Source organism: Pseudomonas sp. Y39-6 (genome assembly GCF_023651955.1).
GTDB classification, from domain to species: domain Bacteria; phylum Pseudomonadota; class Gammaproteobacteria; order Pseudomonadales; family Pseudomonadaceae; genus Aquipseudomonas; species Aquipseudomonas veronii.
Genome location: NZ_CP069594.1, coordinates 4,477,621 through 4,494,448, shown reverse-complemented (window position 1 = coordinate 4,494,448; position 16,828 = coordinate 4,477,621). Strand labels below are relative to the sequence as shown.

General features: G+C 62.0%; 17 protein-coding genes. 9 read left to right on the top strand and 8 right to left on the bottom strand.

What is annotated here, in order from left to right; translation table 11 throughout:
• Window position 1 precedes the first annotated feature (1 nt).
• From JN756_RS20240 to JN756_RS20200, 9 genes are all read left to right on the top strand, one after another.
• Window positions 2-2,464, top strand: a complete 2,463-nt coding sequence (locus JN756_RS20240) for an ABC transporter permease (RefSeq protein WP_201021214.1) — start codon at window positions 2-4, stop codon at window positions 2,462-2,464.
• A complete protein-coding gene (locus tag JN756_RS20235) occupies window positions 2,454-3,518 on the top strand; it encodes a lipocalin-like domain-containing protein (RefSeq protein WP_128192403.1) in 1,065 nt (354 codons plus the stop codon). The genes JN756_RS20240 and JN756_RS20235 overlap by 11 nt, the downstream gene beginning before the upstream one ends.
• 136 nt (window positions 3,519-3,654) lie before the next feature.
• The gene (locus JN756_RS20230) at window positions 3,655-4,650 is read left to right on the top strand and encodes a hypothetical protein (protein ID WP_128192402.1); all 996 of its coding nucleotides are present in this window, start codon (window positions 3,655-3,657) and stop codon (window positions 4,648-4,650) included.
• Between the two features lie 2 nt (window positions 4,651-4,652).
• Window positions 4,653-5,030 carry a hypothetical protein gene (locus tag JN756_RS20225; RefSeq protein WP_104902814.1) on the top strand — a complete coding sequence of 126 codons (378 nt, stop codon included), beginning with the start codon at window positions 4,653-4,655 and terminating at the stop codon, window positions 5,028-5,030.
• A 20-nt stretch (window positions 5,031-5,050) separates the two neighbouring features.
• The gene (locus JN756_RS20220) at window positions 5,051-5,407 is read left to right on the top strand and encodes a hypothetical protein (protein ID WP_108525005.1); all 357 of its coding nucleotides are present in this window, start codon (window positions 5,051-5,053) and stop codon (window positions 5,405-5,407) included.
• Window positions 5,408-5,439: 32 nt separating this feature from the next.
• Window positions 5,440-5,673, top strand: coding sequence for a hypothetical protein (locus JN756_RS20215; RefSeq protein WP_108525007.1), 234 nt, complete (start codon window positions 5,440-5,442; stop codon window positions 5,671-5,673).
• 2 nt (window positions 5,674-5,675) lie between these two features.
• Window positions 5,676-6,038 (top strand): hypothetical protein, encoded by a 363-nt coding sequence (locus tag JN756_RS20210; protein WP_108525009.1) that lies wholly within the window; start codon window positions 5,676-5,678, stop codon window positions 6,036-6,038.
• Between the two features lie 247 nt (window positions 6,039-6,285).
• Window positions 6,286-6,663: a hypothetical protein gene (locus tag JN756_RS20205; RefSeq protein ID WP_108525011.1), complete on the top strand. Its 378-nt coding sequence runs from the start codon at window positions 6,286-6,288 to the stop codon at window positions 6,661-6,663.
• Window positions 6,664-6,779: 116 nt separating this feature from the next.
• Window positions 6,780-8,291 (top strand): hypothetical protein, encoded by a 1,512-nt coding sequence (locus tag JN756_RS20200; protein WP_057005608.1) that lies wholly within the window; start codon window positions 6,780-6,782, stop codon window positions 8,289-8,291.
• 175 nt (window positions 8,292-8,466) lie between these two features.
• On the opposite strand, the gene JN756_RS20195 is transcribed toward JN756_RS20200, so the two are convergent.
• The 8 genes from JN756_RS20195 to JN756_RS20160 all read right to left on the bottom strand — a co-directional run bounded on the left by JN756_RS20195 (window position 8,467) and on the right by JN756_RS20160 (window position 16,743).
• Window positions 8,467-9,330, bottom strand: coding sequence for a LysR family transcriptional regulator (locus JN756_RS20195; protein ID WP_017847522.1), 864 nt, complete (start codon window positions 9,328-9,330; stop codon window positions 8,467-8,469).
• Window positions 9,331-9,483: 153 nt separating this feature from the next.
• Complete coding sequence (locus JN756_RS20190) at window positions 9,484-10,890, bottom strand: amidase (protein ID WP_201021213.1); 1,407 nt, start codon at window positions 10,888-10,890, stop codon at window positions 9,484-9,486.
• On the bottom strand, window positions 10,887-12,155 hold the full coding sequence (locus tag JN756_RS20185; RefSeq protein ID WP_250690791.1) for a Zn-dependent hydrolase: 1,269 nt from the start codon (window positions 12,153-12,155) through the stop codon (window positions 10,887-10,889). Before JN756_RS20185 ends, JN756_RS20190 begins: the two co-directional genes overlap by 4 nt.
• 13 nt (window positions 12,156-12,168) lie before the next feature.
• Complete coding sequence (locus JN756_RS20180) at window positions 12,169-12,864, bottom strand: ABC transporter ATP-binding protein (RefSeq protein ID WP_017847519.1); 696 nt, start codon at window positions 12,862-12,864, stop codon at window positions 12,169-12,171.
• Window positions 12,864-13,613, bottom strand: coding sequence for an ABC transporter ATP-binding protein (locus tag JN756_RS20175; protein WP_046382791.1), 750 nt, complete (start codon window positions 13,611-13,613; stop codon window positions 12,864-12,866). The genes JN756_RS20180 and JN756_RS20175 overlap by 1 nt, the downstream gene beginning before the upstream one ends.
• Window positions 13,610-14,620: a branched-chain amino acid ABC transporter permease gene (locus tag JN756_RS20170; RefSeq protein WP_046382792.1), complete on the bottom strand. Its 1,011-nt coding sequence runs from the start codon at window positions 14,618-14,620 to the stop codon at window positions 13,610-13,612. Before JN756_RS20170 ends, JN756_RS20175 begins: the two co-directional genes overlap by 4 nt.
• A gap of 1 nt (window position 14,621) precedes the next feature.
• Window positions 14,622-15,482 (bottom strand): branched-chain amino acid ABC transporter permease, encoded by an 861-nt coding sequence (locus JN756_RS20165; RefSeq protein WP_046382793.1) that lies wholly within the window; start codon window positions 15,480-15,482, stop codon window positions 14,622-14,624.
• A gap of 58 nt (window positions 15,483-15,540) precedes the next feature.
• Window positions 15,541-16,743, bottom strand: coding sequence for an ABC transporter substrate-binding protein (locus tag JN756_RS20160; RefSeq protein ID WP_046382794.1), 1,203 nt, complete (start codon window positions 16,741-16,743; stop codon window positions 15,541-15,543).
• Window positions 16,744-16,828 lie beyond the last annotated feature (85 nt).

Sequence of the window (16,828 nt, the reverse complement as noted above, 5' to 3'; positions counted from 1 at the left end):
GATGGCGGTGCTCTATTGGACTTTACGCGCGTTGCTCAGCCACTGGCGGCGCCACCCCGTGCAGTTTTTCAGTGTGCTGACCGGGCTGTGGCTGGCCACCGCGCTGCTGACCGGGGTGCAAGCGCTCAACAGCCAGGCGCGGGACAGCTACGCCCGAGCCAGTCAGTTGATCGGCGGCGAACCCCAGGCCAGCCTCAGCATGCCCGACGGTGCCAGCTTCCCCCAGGCGCTGTTTGCCCAGTTGCGCCGCGCCGGCTGGCCGGTGTCGCCGGTGGTGCAAGGGCGGGTGCAGCTCAAGGGGCATGAGGACCGGCGCCTGCAATTGATGGGCATCGATCCGGTGTCGCTGCCCGGCAGCGGCGCGGTGGCGGGGCAGCGCTTGAGCCAGGCGCAAATGGTCGCGTTCTTCGACCCGCCGGGGCGCACCTGGATCGCCCCACACACCTTGCAGGCGCTGGGGTTGCAGGCCGGTGAACGGCCGCTGACGGCCAGCGGGCAAGCCTTGCCGCCGTTGCAGGTTCAAGCGGACATGGCCCCCGGCCTGTTGCTGACCGACATCGGTTTTGCCCAACCGTTGTTGGACATGCCGGGGCGCCTGTCGCGGTTGTTGCTCGACACATCGTTCGCCGCCACCCATCCCACGCCGCCGGCCGGACTGCAACTCAAACAGGCGCAGGACAATAACCTCGCGCGCCTCACCGAAAGCTTTCACCTGAACCTGGATGCGCTGGGTTTTTTATCCTTTGTGGTCGGGCTGTTTATCGTCCATGCCGCCATCGGCCTGGCCCTGGAACAGCGGCGCGGGCTGCTGCGCACCTTGCGTGCTTGCGGGGTCAGCGGGCGGATGTTGCTCCTCGGCCTGGGCATGGAACTGGGCGCCCTGGCCCTGCTTGGCGGTGTGCTCGGTGTCGCCAGCGGCTATGTGCTCGCCAGTGTCTTGCTGCCGGATGTGGCCGCCAGCCTGCGCGGCCTGTACGGCGCTGAAGTGCCAGGGCAGTTGAGCCTCAGCCCGTGGTGGTGGCTCGCCGGGTTGGGCCTGAGCCTGCTCGGGGCGTTGCTCGCCGGGACCGGCAGTGTGTGGCGCGCGGCGCGCTTGCCGTTGCTGGCGCTGGCCAACCCCCAGGCCTGGCATGAGGCCCATGGGCGCTGGTTGCGGCGTCAGGGCCGGGTGGCGAGTGCGGCGCTGCTGATCGCACTGTTGGCGCTATGGTGGGGCAACAGTCTGGCTGCCGGATTTGTGCTGATGGCGGCCTTGCTGCTCGGTGCCGCGTTGGGGCTGCCGGTGCTGCTCAATGCGCTGTTGAAAGCGCTGCTGGGACGCAGCCGCTCGGTGCTCGGGCAGTGGTTTCTCGCCGACTGCCGCCAACAGTTGCCGGCCTTGAGCCTGGCGCTGATGGCGTTGCTGTTGGCGCTGGCGGCCAACATCGGTGCGGGGTCCATGACCTCGGGTTTTCGCCTGACCTTCAGCAATTGGCTGGAACAACGCCTCACCGCCGAGCTGTACCTCAACCCAAGCACCCCGGCCCAGGCCGACCGGTTGAATACCTGGCTCACGCAACAACCGCTGGTGCAGGCGGTGCTGCCCACCTGGCAGGTCGCCGTGCAATTACAGGGCTGGCCGGCGGATGTGTTTGGCGTGGTCGACGCGCCGACCTATCGCCAGCATTGGCCGTTGCTCGAAGCCGTGAGCGCGCCGTGGGACCAGTTGCTGCGCAGTGACACGCTGATGCTCAGCGAGCAACTGGCGCGGCGCTTGAATGTGCAAGTGGGCGACGCCGTCAACATCCCCACGCCCGACGGTGTGTGGTCGCCCCAGGTGGTGGGGATCTACGCCGACTATGGCAACCCCAAGGGCCACGTGCTGGTCAATGCGCAGCACCTGTTGGCGCATTGGCCGACGCTGTCGCCGGCGCGCTTCAACCTGCGCGTACTGCCGCAAAACGTGGTGCCGCTGGTGCATGAGGTGCAGCGCGAGTTCACCCTGGACGACAGCCGTATCGTTGACCAACAGACCCTCAAGGGCTGGTCGAGCCAAGTGTTCGAACGCACCTTTGCCGCCACCGCCGCCTTGAACAGCCTGACGCTGGGCGTGGCGGGCGTGGCGCTGTTCATCAGCCTGCTGACCCAGAGCCAAAGCCGCCTCGGCCAACTCGCCCCGCTGTGGGCATTGGGCGTGACGCGCCGGCAATTGATGCTGCTCAACCTGGGGCAGACCTGGCTGCTCGCGGTGCTGACGCTGCTGCTGGCGTTGCCCTTGGGGTTGCTGTTGGCGTGGTGCCTGGATGCGGTGATCAATGTGCAGGCGTTTGGCTGGCGCCTGCCGTTGCATATTTTTCCCTGGCAGCTGGCGCAACTGCTGGGGCTGGCGTTGCTGGCCACGTTGCTGGCGTCGGCGTGGCCGCTGTGGCAGTTGTACCGCAGTCGCCCGGCGGATTTGTTGAGGACGTTTGCCCATGAAGATTAAGGCGCTGCTGTGCCTCGCTCTGGTGCTGGTGAGCGGCTGTGACAAAGCCCCCGCCCCCGAGGAAAGTTTCGCCGGCCTGGGCAGTGATGCGGCGGATTTTGCCCAGGTGGTGCCCGGCAAGGTCTTCGCTTTTCCCGAGGACCACGGCCCTCACGCCGGTTTTCGCATCGAGTGGTGGTACGTCACCGCCAACCTGCAAGACGCCCAGGGCCATGTGTTCGGCGTGCAATGGACCTTGTTTCGCAATGCCCTCAAGGCCGGGCCGACGCAACCGGGCTGGCACGACTCAACGATCTGGCTCGGCCACGCCGCCGTCACCTCGGCCACCCGGCACTACGCCGCCGAGCGCTACGCCCGTGGCGGCGTCGGCCAGGCCGGGGCCCAGGCCGCGCCGTTCAGCGCGTGGATCGATGACTGGAGCTTCGCCACCCGCCCAGGCGCCGCCGGCCCTTTGGCGGACATGCAGCTCAAGGCCAGCGGTCCGCAATTCGCCTACGACTTGCAACTGACGTCCAGTCGCCCGTTGGTGCTGCAAGGTGACAACGGCTACAGCCGCAAGTCCGACCAAGGCCAGGCCTCGTACTACTACAGCCAGCCGTTTTTCACCGCCAACGGCAGCGTCAGCCTCGACGGCAAGGTCTACCAGGTCACGGGCCCGGCCTGGCTCGACCGCGAGTGGAGCAGCCAACCCCTGGCCGCCGGCCAGACCGGCTGGGACTGGTTTTCCCTGCACCTGGACCGTGGCGAGCAGTTGATGCTGTTTCGCGTAAGGCAAAAGGACGGCACGGGTTATCTCACCGGCACCTGGATCGACCGCGAGGGCCATACCCAAACCCTGCACAACGCCGATATCCAACTTACGCCACTGGCCAGCACTGACATCGACGGGCGAAGTATCCCCACACGCTGGTCGCTGAAAATTCCCGGCAAGCAGCTGGATATCACCACCGATGCCGTCAACCCGAAGGCCTGGATGAACCTGAATATTCCGTACTGGGAAGGACCGGTGCAGTTTGAAGGCGGGGTTGGGTATCTGGAGATGACCGGGTATTAGCACTTTTCTGTAGGTGCTTATCGTCTTCTGCGTAGGCAACTTCCCAAATGTGATTTAGCCCCCTCGGACTTGTGCCGGGGCGGTGTTTGCTTGCTTATATTTCGACGCCAACTTCATCGCATCAAGGATGTAAGGCATGGCGCGGGGATACATCAACGACAAGCCAATCAGCTACAGCAGTTTGAAAACCTGGCTGATGGGCCACGGCATGAGCCGCCAGCACTCTGACCATTTTGATGTGTTGAATCATCACCTGCGCCGCGGGTGGGTGACGCCGGGGCGGATGGTGATTGTTCCAGACACAGAGAGCGTCAGTTGCTCCTGGAACGAATCCTGGTGGGTGCGTTATGCCGAGGAAATTGATCGCAACCTGGAGCTGGACGCTGCGGCTGCACAGACGATGATCGATAACTACGACCTGCTGCAGAGCCTTCTGACGTATGGCTCGATAGGTGTCGGCAGTGCGACATCGGCGTGGTCGCGGCACCTGGATGAAGTCGTGAACACATTGGAGGAAATCGAGCGTCTGCATCAACGCCTGAAAGCCGGCGGGTTGGATCGCCAGGCGTTTATCCGCCAGCGCCAAGTGCTGCTGGCGCTGCTGGGCACGCAACTGCGTGGTGCCGCACGATTTGGCACGGGATTGCGTGGCAATCAATCGCTGAAGAAGGTGCTGGGGATTTCAACCAAAAGCTATCTGAATAAGGGCGAGATCGCCGGGTATGCACAGCGCTTGAAGGCGATTTCGCAGACGTCGAAGTGGTTGGGCAAGGGCACTTATGTTGGGCTGGCGCTGGATGTGGGCGCAGCGGGTTTGGAGATCAAGGAGGCGTGTATGGTGGGGCGGGAGGCGCAGTGTCGGCGGGCGAAGTATGTGGAGATGGGGAGGTTGGCGGGTGGGGTTAAGGGGGGAGCTGTTCTTGGAACAGTCGGGGCGAAAGCAGCTCGTCGTACATGCAACATGTTTCTGGGTATTGCTTTGAAAGGACGCGGTGCATTGGCGTGCGAAATTATTGGAGGCGCTGCTGGAGGGTATGTCGGAAGTAGTGAATTTGGCGATGAGGGTGCGTTTCTGGGTGGAAAGATCCTAGAGATCGATGGTGATTTGATATTCCAGCCGGAGGGGGCTTAACCATGGATTTTTTTCTCGTCTATTCCATTGTGTTGTTTGTTGGGATGTCTGTCGTCTTGGGACTGTTGCTATTTGCCGAATATACAAAACTAGATGAGTTGGAAAGTTACTTCAGTGAAAACGAAGAAGTTCGCAACAATAAGCGTTTTTGGCGACGAAACCAGTGGATCGACAGACAATATCGCATGATGCTGATTTTTGAATACCTTGCAGACTCTAAACGCCATGTGAAAGCCGGTCTTGTGACCGAAGCCGAACTCGCGTCTATTCCTTTAGCGCTCAAACGTTGGGTGTTGTGGCCCTATTACCTTGCGTTCATTTGGGCTATCGCAACGGTCGTTTGGTCGGTTTGGCGCAGGTGGTGCAACATTCCAATTTGAACGAGGGAGGGAGTTTAACGATGTCGTTTTTTCCTGCTTACACCCTTGTAATGTCCATTGGGACGTTCGTCGTCCTGGGACTGATGCTTTTTGCCAAACGTACAAAACTCGACGAGCTGGAAAGTTACTTCAGTGAAAACGCAGAGGTTCGTAAACGTAAGCAACTCTGGGGGCCAAGCCCACGGTTCGGCGGATTTCATCGCATGGGCCTGATGATTGATATCCTGCTAATGCCAAAACGCTACGTGAAAGAAGGTCTTGTGACTGAGGAAGAGTTGGCCTGCGTTCCGTTATCACTTAAGCGTTGGGCCGTGTGGCCATATCGCCTTGCGATGATTTTGGCTATTAGCTGGGGCTATTGGTGCACTTGGCTCTAGTGGTCGCTCGTTTTCCTACACCTGAGCAGTTGATGCTGTTTCGCGTAAGGAAAAAGGACAGTACGGGTTACTTCACCGGCACCTGGAACGACCGCGAAGGTCAACCCAAACCCTGCACAACGCCGCTGTCCATAACTGAAGCTGTCAACTCGAAGGCCTGGATATTCCGTACTGGCAAGGGCCGGTGCAGTTTGAAGGTGGGGTTTCTCGGCGGAAAGATCATAGAGAACGATGGTGTTTTTATCTTTCAACCAGAGGGGGCCTGACTATGGATCTTTTTCTCGTCTTTAGTATTTTACTGTTTATAGGCGCTCTGGTTGGCGTGGGACTTATGTTATACGCAGAGTGCAAAAAGCTCGAAGTGTTGGAAAGCTACTTCAGTGAAAACAAGCTGGTTTGCGATAACAAACGTTTTTGGGGAAGAAATATGCGGATCGACAGGTTTCAGCGCATGCTCCTGATCAATCAATTGTTAGGAATGCCCAAACTGCATGTAAAGAGGGGCGATGTGACTGAGGCAGAGCTGGCTTCAATCCCGATATCCCTCAAGCGTTGGGCACTTTGGCCGTATCGTCTTTCTTTTATTTGGCTGATCGCATCAGTCGTTTGGGGCATTTGGTACCGATGGTAGCTCACCTGTCTTCACCGCCACCTGGGTGAACCTGATTATTCCGTACTGGAAGGGTCGGTGAGGTTTAAGGGGCTCTGGAGATGACCAGATATTAGCACTTTCTGTAGGCACTGATCTTCTTCTGTGTAGGCAACTTCCTAAATATGATTGAGCCCCCTAGGGCTTGTGTCCGGACAGTATTCGATTGCCTATATTTCGACGCCAACTTCATTGGTGATTTGATATTCCAGCCAGAGGGGGCTTAACCATGGATTTTTTTCTCGCCTATACCATTGTTTGGTTTTTTGGAATGTTTGTCATCTTGGGACTTATGCTATTTGCCGAATATACAAAACTCGACGAGTTGGAAAGTTACTTCAGTGAAAACGAAGAAGTTCGCAACAATAAGCGTTTTTGGCGACGAAACCAGTGGATCGACAGACAATATCGCATGATGCTGATTTTTGAATACCTTGCAGACTCTAAACGCCATGTGAAAGCCGGTCTTGTGACCGAAGCCGAACTGGCGTCTATTCCTTTAGCGCTCAAACGTTGGGTGTTGTGGCCCTATTACCTTGCGTTCATTTGGGCCATCGCAACGGTGGTTTGGTCGGTTTGGCGCAGGTGGTGCAACGTCATCATCTGAAAGGCACTGCATTCCTTTCAAAAAATACTGTACATATATACAGCAATATCCTACAGTCCATCCCAGGTGACCGGATGTCACCTGACCTTCAGTTTTTAACTATGGATGGATAAAAAATGAAATCGAAAAAAAACCTTATGCTGGGTGCAGCCATGGCGGCCTCCTGCTTCGTTTCGGCCTTCGCCCTGGCCGAGCAATACCCTCACCTGGCTGCGCAAGCGCTTCAACCCAACGTCAAACAGGCGTTGAAATCCGGTGCAAAAATCGCCGCCAACAAGGCTCCCACGGCGCTGAAACAGCAACTGCGGGCAGACGCTCAGTCGAAGAAAGCGGTATTCGTCGCGAAGGCCGAGGCCGATTCGGTGGTGGAAGACAACACCGCGCCGGCCCCCGTCACCCAAGTACAGAAAGCCACTGCCAAACAGGCTGCTGCAGTGCAGGCGGCGCTGGTTCAGGGTTGTGAAACCACGCTGGATGTCAACGCGCTCTATACGATCACCGGCGTGCAAACCGGCGATTTGCTGTGCTACCACTTCAACCTGCCGAAGAAGGCCCGGATCAACGCTCTGCTGGTCAGCCAGACGGCGGGCACCGACATGTCGTTGACCTTGTTCCAGGACGACGGCCAGGGCAATCCGCTGCCCTTGGGCACCTCCAATAACCCGGGCACCGCTGATGAGAGCCTTGGCGGCGTGGTGCCGGCCGGTGATTACTACTGGTTCATGGAAGCCAACGCGGCGGTCCAGGGGTCGGGCTTTCAGTTCGGTGTGGCGGTCGATACCAACCTCGACGCCTTCGAACCCAATGACACGCCGGACACCGCCTTCAAACTGCCTGACACGCTGAACTACATCAGTGGCAATGCCGACAGTCTCGATGACGTTGATTACTTCGACTTCACCGCAGTACGTGGCCAGAGCGTGGGGATCGCATTGACTGCCGACGCTGCCAGCGGCAGCGCGCGAGGCAAATGGATACTGGAGCGTTTCGATGGCGCGCAGTGGGTCACCGTGGGCGCGAATGTGCTATCGACCTCGATCCCGAGCCCTGGCGTCGGAGGGGTGGTCAAAGTGCGCGTGCGTCCGAACCAGCACCCGAACGAACCGTGGAGCGCGACGGGCAAATACAACCTGTCGCTGGGTTCCAGCCCGCGGGTGAACAGCCCTGATGTGAAAGGCGAGGCGAATGTGTTGCGCATCCCGTCCTCCGCTTCCAATGTGGGCTATGGCTACATGACCACCCAAGCCTATCGCGATCTGACTTGGACCATGGGCCTGTCGGACAGCACCGGTGCGCCGCTGGTAGGGCTGCATCCGATTGTGTATCTCGATCAGCATATCAACCCGGACACCGGCAATATCGTCTACAAGGCCTACTCGGCAGCCACCGACAGCTCGGGTCAAGCCGGCGGCACGATCAACGTGGGCACGTGCTCCGGTGATTTCCAGACCACCTTTGTCGATTATGCCCAGGGCTACAAAAACACCTGGCGCAGCGACTTTAACTACGGCGTGTGGCGCATGGAGGTACTGGAGTATCCGGGCATCGGTGTCGGTGGTGACAATGTCGAGTACGTCAGTTTTGGCCACTTGTGCAAACAGACGCTGCTCAGCAGCACCAAGAGCTGATGCAGTAAACCGGTAGTACCCAGGGCATACAGGCCGAGCGCCTGTATGCCCTTTTTGCATTATGGCGTCAGCGCCAGTTTCAACGGCACGCGTGCCATGCTCTCGGGCGGTGGAGAATGTGCGAGTTTTGGTCCAATAGGCGAACCCGCGCTAGGACGGGCTCAGGCGTGAACATTCAAATCAGCGGGTCCCAGCGTTGCGACCAGTCGCTTTCCGCCTTGACCACACCGCGCAGCAACTCCAGCGCCTGCTGCAACACGGCCGAATCCCGCGCCCGTGAGTACACCAGGAACGTCGGGAAGCTGAACTCCGGCGCCTTGGGCGCGCGTTGCATCACGCCGCTGTCGAGGTAGCTTTGCACCACTCGGGTACGGAAATACCCGGCACCGCCGTTCTCCAGAATGTACTGCAGCGCCAAGGGTCCGAGGTTGAAACTCAGCGCAGCGCGGGCCTTGTCGGGCAGCGCGGCGTCATGCTGCTGGCGAAACCCCGGGCCCCAGTCGATATACACATACGGGCCCGGCTTGCTCACCAGTTGCACCAGGATCAGCTTTTCTTCCAGCACCTGCTCCACCTGCAAACCCGGCCAGTACTGCGGCTGGAACACCAGCGCGGCGTCGAGCACACCCAGTTCCAATTGGCGCAGCAGGTATTCGCCCTCACGGATTTCCGTGCGCAGTGCATAGCCTGGGATATGTTCGCGCAAGGCCTGGGCCCAGCCGAGCATCAACGGGTTGCACAGGCTGACCTCACCGCCGATATGCAGCACATTGCGATAGCCCTCGGGCAATGGCAGGTCGCGGCGCGCGGCTTCCCAGGTTTGCAGCAACTGGTTGGCGTACACCACAAAGGCCTCGCCGTCGGCGGTCAGCCGCGCACCGGCGCGGTTGCGCACAAACAGCGTGCTGTCCAGTTGGCTTTCGAGGTTCTTCACGCGTGCGGTGATGGCGGTCTGGGTGACGTGCAGTTTCTCGGCCGCCGCGGCCAGGCTGCCGCAGCGGGTGATTTCGAGGAAAGTGCGTGCCAGTTCGATGTCCATGAAGCCCCCGGGGATGATTGGGGGCCTATTGTAGTGGAATGCGCTCAAAAACTGTGGGAGGGGGCTTGCTCCCGATGGGGGTGTGCCAGAACCCGATCAGTCAACTGACACACTGCAATCAGGAGCAAGCCCCCTCCCAGCGTTGGGTTGGATCTACGCTGTTCCGGTGATCGGGGCTGGCAGGGGGGCGGTAGGGAATGCCTTTGCATATGCCTGGCAAACCCGCAACACCGTCTCATCGGCAAACCGCGCCGCCACCACGTGCAACCCCACCGGCAAGCCATTCGCCGCCAACCCGCACGGCACCGACGCTGCCGGTTGCTGGGTCAGGTTGAAGGGGTAGGTGAACGGTGTCCACTCCATCCATTCGTGCATCCCGGAGCCTGGCGGCACGTTGTGCCCGACCTCGAACGCGGTGATCGGCATCATCGGCGACACCAGCACATCGTAGTGTTCATGGAATGCCGCCATCCGCGCCACCAGGGCTGCCCGTGCTTCCAGGGCCGCGCTGAAATCGTCCAGGCTCAGGCCCTCACCGCGTTGCGCGATACGCAGCAGGCCGGGGTCGAGCAGCTGTTTTTGCGCCTCGCTCATCGGGCCGGTCAGGCGGGCCGCGCCGGCCGCCCACAAGGTGTTGAACACCTCCTGCGGGTCGCTGAAACCCGGGTCGATCTGTTCGACATGGGCGCCCAACTGCACCAGGCCCGCCACAGCCCGGGCGACCACTTTGGCCACCTGCGGGTCGACATCGACGTAGCCGAAGGTGGGGCTGTAGGCAATGCGCAGGCCCTTCAAATCCACGGTCTCCGACAACCAGGGCGTGGTCCTTGGCGCGCCGATCAAGCCGTCTCGCGCATCCGGTTGTGCGACGGTTTGCAGCATCAAGACGCTGTCTTCCACGGTGCGGGTCATCGGCCCCAGGTGCGACAGGATCGTCATCGAACTGGCCGGCCATTGCGGCACATAGCCGAAGGTCGGCTTGATCCCGAAGGTGCCGGTAAACGCACAGGGAATGCGGATCGAGCCGCCGGCATCGCTGCCTTGGTGCAACACCCCCAGGTTCAGCGCAGCCGCCGCGCCCGCGCCGCCGGAGGAACCGCCGGTGGTCATGCGCGTGTCCCATGGGTTGCGGGTGATGCCGTACAGCGGGTTGTCGGTGACGCCTTTCCAGCCGAATTCCGGGGTGGTGGTCTTGCCCAGCAGCACCGCACCGGCCTTGCGCATAAACGCCGGGAAGGGCGCGTCCACGTCCCACGGGCCCTCGGCCGAAGAGGTGCGCGAGCCCTTGCGCGTGGGCATGCCGAGGGTCAGCGTGAGGTCCTTGATCGACGCCGGTACGCCATCCAGCGCACCGCAGGGTGCGCCTTTCAACCAGCGCGCTTGCGAGGCGCGTGCGGCGTTGAGTGCGCCCTCGGCATCGACATGGCAATAGGCATTGACCAGCGGGTTATAGCGCTCGATGCGCAACAGCGCGTCTTCGGTGACTTCCACCGGCGACAAGCTCTTGTCACGAAAATGCTGCAGCAGTTGCACCGCCGTCAGTTGGCCGATCTCACTCATGCCTGATCCCCCTGTGCCGCATTGACCATGGCGCGCAGCAACACCGCGCAACCTGCCGCCAGATCATCCGGTGCGGCGTTCTCGATTTCGTTGTGGCTGATGCCGCCTTCGCATGGCACAAAAATCATCCCGGCCGGGCCCAGTTCGGCGACGAAAATCGCGTCGTGCCCGGCGCCGCTGACGATGTCCATATGGCTCAGGCCCAAGGCGTCGGCGGCGTCGCGCACGGCGTTGACGCAGGCCGGGTGGAAGTCCAGCGGCGGGAAGTCGGCGGTAGCGGTCAACTCGAACGTCAGGCCGTGGCGTGCGGCGCTGGCTTCGATCACGCCGCGCACTTCATCGACCATGGCCTGCAGCTTGTCGGCATGCAGATGGCGCAGGTCGATGGTCATCTGGACCTGGCCCGGAATCACATTGCGCGAGCCGGGGCGCAGGCTCAGGCAGCCGACCGTGCCGCAGGCGTGGGGTTGCTGTTGATGTGCGATGCGGTTGACCGCGCTGACCACCTCGGCGGCGCCGACCAGGGCGTCCTTGCGCAGGTGCATCGGCGTCGGGCCGGCGTGGGCTTCGACGCCGGTGAGGGTCAGGTCGAACCACTTCTGGCCCAGGCAGCCCATCACCACGCCGATGGTGGTGGCGCGGTCTTCCAGCACCGGGCCTTGTTCGATATGCGCCTCGAAATACGCACCGACCGGATGGCCGAGCACCGCACGCGAACCGGCGTAACCGATGCGCCGCAATTCGGCGCCCACCGACAGGCCCTGGTCGTCCTGCTTGTCCAAGGTGTCCTGCAAGTCGAACTTCCCGGCGAACACCCCGGACCCCATCATGCACGGCGGGAAGCGCGAGCCTTCTTCATTGGTCCATACCACCACCTCGATCGGCGCTTCGGTTTCGATCTTCAAATCACTGAGGGTGCGGATCACTTCCAGGCCGGCCATCACCCCGAAGCAACCGTCGAACTTGCCGCCGGTGGGCTGGGTGTCGATGTGGCTGCCGGTCATCACCGGCGGCAGGGCGGGATTGCGCCCTGGGCGCCGGGCAAAAATATTGCCGATGGCGTCGATGCTGACGCTGCACCCGGCCGCCTCGCACCACTGCACGAACAGGTCGCGGGCCTGGCGGTCGAGGTCGGTGAGGGCCAGGCGGCACACGCCGCCTTTGACGGTGGCGCCGAGTCGGGCCAGGTCCATCAGCGATTGCCACAGACGGTCGCGGTTGATCAGCGGGGCGTTGCTCTGGAGCGGTTGTGCAAAGCTATTCATCTTCGAACTCCGGTCAGGCACTCAGGGCCAGGTAGCGGTTCTTGATCGTCGGGTCGGCGCGGAAGGCTTGCGCGCTGCCCTCGTACACCACGCGGCCCTGTTCGAGCACGTAATGGCGGTCGGCGAGCTTGTCGCAGACCATCAGGTTCTGTTCCACCAGCAGCACCGGCAGGCCGTCGTCCTTGACCTTGCGCAGGATCTTCACCAACTCGTCGACGATCACCGGGGCCAGGCCTTCGGTGGGTTCGTCGAGGATCAGCAGCTTGGGATCGTTGAGCAGGGCGCGGGCGATGGCGAGCATCTGTTGCTCACCGCCGGAGAGCGCGTGGCCGGCGTTTTTGCGTCGCTCCTTGAGGCGCGGGAACATGCCGTAGACGTCTTCGAGTTGCCAGCGGCTGCTCTTGCGCGCGGCGATGCGCAGGTTTTCCTCGACGGTGAGCAGGCGGAAGATCCCGCGGTTCTCCGGCACCAACGCCAACCCCTGGCGTGCGATTTCAAAGATCTTCTGGCCCACCAGCGCTTGGCCGTTGAAGTGGATCTGGCCCTGGCGCGGGCAGATGATGCCGAGGATGCTGCGCAGCGTGGTGGTCTTGCCGGCGCCGTTGCGGCCGAGCAGGGTCACCAGTTCGCCGGGGTTGACGGTCAGCGATACGCCTTCGAGCACGTGGCTCTTGTCATAGTAGGAATGGATATTCTCGACGATCAGCATCAGGCAGCCTCCCCAAGATAAGCCGTTCGCACACGTTCATCGGCGCGCACGAACTCCGGCGTGCCTTCCACCAGGATCTGGCCGTGGCTCATCACCGTGATGCGCTGGCTGATGGACATGACGATGCTCATGTTGTGTTCGATCAGCAGCACCGTGTGGTCGCGGCCCAGGTCGCTGATCAGTTGAGTCATGATCGGGATGTCATCGATGCCCATGCCCGAGGTGGGCTCGTCGAGCATCAACAGTTTCGGCTTGGAACAGATCGACATGCCCACCTCCAGCACCCGTTGCTGGCCATGGGACAACTCGCCGGCCAGGGTCGCGGCGCGGGCCGTGAGTTGCAGGCGTTCGAGCACCTGGTCGGCCATCTCCAGGTGTTCGCGCTTGCTCTCGACCCGACGCCAGAAATTCAAGGCACGCGCACCGTCGCGACCTTGGGCGGCCAGGCGCAGGTTTTCGCGCACGCTGAGGTTCTGGAACAGGCTGGTGAGCTGGAACGAACGCGCCATACCGAGGCCGACGCGGGCGTGGGCCGGTTTGCGCATCAGTGGCTGGCCGTCGAAATGGATCGCACCGGCGGTGGCCTGGCGTTCGCCGGTCAGGCAGTGGAACAGGCTGGTCTTGCCCGCGCCGTTGGGGCCGATGATGGTGTGGATGGTGCCGGCCGCGACCTTCAGGTTGACGCCGTTGACCGCATGGAACGCGCCATAGGCCAGCTCCAGGTTGTTGGTTTCCAACAGGATGCTCATAGCCCTTGCTCCTTGGCGACGACGACGGCCTTGCGGCGGCCGCGCACTTTCTCGAACAGCGACGCCAGGCCGCCCCACAAACCACCGCGCATGAAGATCACCACCAGGATCAGGATCACCCCCAGCAGCATCAGCCAGCGCGGCCACAGGTCGGAGAGGAAATCCCCCAGCAGCACGATGGAACCGGCGCCCAGCAACGAACCGAACAGCGAGCCGGTGCCGCCGACGATGGTCATGATCAGGATGTTCTCGGACATCGCCAGGTCGATATTCGACAGCGGCACAAAGTGCAGCAACATGGCGTACAGCGCCCCGGCAATCCCGGTGACCGCGCCGGACAGCACGAACACCAGGATCTTGAAGTGGCGCGTGTCATAGCCGATGGCCGAGGCACGGGTTTCGTTTTCGCGGATCGCCATCAGCGTGCTGCCGAACGGCGAGGCGATGACGCGGCGTGCGCCGATAAAGATCAGCAGGAACAGCACCGCGACAAAACCGTAGAACGCGCGGGCGTCGGCCAACGACAGCAACACGCTGTCGCCGATGCGGATCTCCGGGCGCGGCACGCTGAGCAGGCCGTTGTCGCCGCCGGTCCAGTCGCTCAGGGTGTAGGCGACGAAATACGCCATCTGGCTGAACGCGAGCGTCAGCATGACGAAGTAGATACCGGTGCGGCGGATCGCCAGGGCACCCACCAGCAGCGCCAGAAAGCCGCCGGCCACGGCAGCGCCGAGCAGTGCGCTGAACAGACCCAGTTGCAGGTGGATCATCAGCAGCGCCGCGCAGTACGCACCGGCCCCGAAGAAGATGCCTTGGCCGAACGACAACAGCCCGGTGTAGCCGAGCAACAGGTTGCAGGCCAGGGCGGCCATGGCAAAGATCAGGATCTCGCTGGCCAGGGTCGCCGAGGGCAGGACCAGCGGCAGGCCGATCAGCACTGCCAGCACCCACAGCAACATCGCTTTGGATTGGGTCTTGGCGAACGGCAGGGGATTTTTCTCGCTCATGTCAGGCTCTCCCGAACAGGCCGTAGGGGCGGACCAGAATCACCACGGCCATCGCGCCGTAGATCATCAGGCTCGCACCCTGGGGCCAGAGTGTGGTCATCAGGCTTTGCACCACGCCCACCAGCAAACCGCCGACCAGCGCGCCGCTGAACGAGCCCATGCCGCCGATGACGACAACCACAAAGGCGATCCCGAGAATTTCCGGTCCGACAAAGGGCTGGGCACCGCGCAACGGCGCGAACAGTACGCCGGCCATGCCGGCCAGGCCGACGCCGAGGGCAAAGGTCATGGAGAACAGGCGGAAGATATTCGTGCCCAGCAGCGACACGGTTTCGGTGCTCTCGCTGCCGGCGCGCACCAGTGCGCCGAAGCGCGTGCGTTCCAGCAGCAGCCACAGGCCCAGGCCCACCAGCCCGGAAAATACGATGAGGAACAGGCGGTAATAGGGATAGACGAAATCGCCCAGCACCAGCACCCCGCGCAGCAGTTCCGGCACGGCGACGCTTTTGCCCACCGGGCCCCAGATCATCACGCTGGCTTCCTGGATGATCAGCGCGATCCCCAGCGTCACCAGGATCTGGAACATGTGCGGCAAGTGATAAATCCGCTGGATCAGCAAGCGCTCGATCACCCACGCCAGCGCGGCCACCACCAGCGGTGCCAGCAGCAGCGCCAGCCAGAAGCTGCCGGTGAGGCTCACGGCGGTGTAGCAGATGTAGGCGCCCAGCAGGAAGAACGCACCGTGGGCGAAGTTGACGAAGTTGAGCAGGCCGAAAATGATCGTCAGCCCGACCGCGATCAGGAAGTAGATCATCCCCAGGCCAAGGCCATTGAGTATCTGGAACAGGTAAAGATTGAGCATGCAGGAACCCTCGGCAGGAAGCCGCTCGCGCGGCCCTGCGGTGCAAATAGTCAGGGGGTCAGCCGAGCGTGCAGCCCGTGGCCTCGACCGGCGGGAATGACTGGCCGGCGCTGAGCACCTTGGCCAGGTCGTCCTTGTCGGCCATGTCGGCGGCGGCCTTGCCGATCAGCAGGTAGTAATCCTTGATTACCTGGTGGTCGCCGGCACGGATCGACTCCTTGCCGGTGGGGCCCTCGAAACTCAGGCCCTGCATGGCCTTGGCCACGGTCGGCCCGTCGAAGCTGCCGGTGGCGATGATGGTGTCCAGCATGACCTTGGTGCTGATGTAGTCGGCGGCCAGCGGGTAAGTGGGGTTGATGCCGTACTTGGCCTGGGTCAGCTTGACCAGTTCGCGGTTGAGCGGGCTGTCGACCTGGTGCCAGTACTGCGCGCCGAGGTACACGCCTTCGAGCACATCGCTGCCCAGTTCCTGGAACTGGTCGAGGCCGGCAGACCACACCAGCAGCACTTTCATGCGCTCCTTGATGCCGAAGTTGACCGCCTGGCGCAGGGTGTTGGACGACTGGCTGCCGAAGTTGAGCAGCACCAGCACGTCGGGCTTGGTGGCGATGGCGTTGGTCAGGTAGCCGGAGAATTCCTGCTCCTGCAGCGAGTGGTAGCTGTTGCCGACGTGTTCCAGGCCATGTTCCTTGAGCACGTTTTTGGCGCCTTCGAGCAAGGCTTCGCCGAACACGTATTGCGGGGTGATGGTGTACCAGCGCTTGGCGTCCGGCAGCAGCTTGATCAGCGGCACCAGGGTTTCGCGGATCGCGCCGTAGGTCGGCACCGACCAGCGGAAGGTCGCGTGGTTGCAGTCTTTGCCGGTGACCTCATCGGCACCCACCGGGGTCATGAACACGCCGCCGGCCTTGTCGACTTCCTTGGCCACCGCCAGCGCCGACGACGACAGGGTGCAGCCCTGGAAGAACCGCGCGCCGTCCTGCGCAATCGCTTCCTGTACCTTGCGCACCGCCTTGCCCGCGTTGCCTTCGGTGTCGATGACCTTGTAGTTCAGCGGGCGCCCAAGAATCTCGGGGTGCTGCGCCACCGCCAGGCGCGAACCCATGTCGGCGAACTTGCCATAACTGGCAAAGGCGCCAGACATGGACTTGAGGCCGTAAAAGGTAAAAGGCTCGGCGGCGAATGCCGAGCGCACGCTCAGCGGCAGGCTCAGGGCGGAGGCGAGGGTGAGGCTGGCTTTCAATAACGTACGACGCTGCATGGGGTGACTCCCTGGTTTAGTTATTGGCAGGAGCGGCAAGGGCGATACGGTGGAGCAGGGCCTGTGGGCAGGCATTTTTTTATTG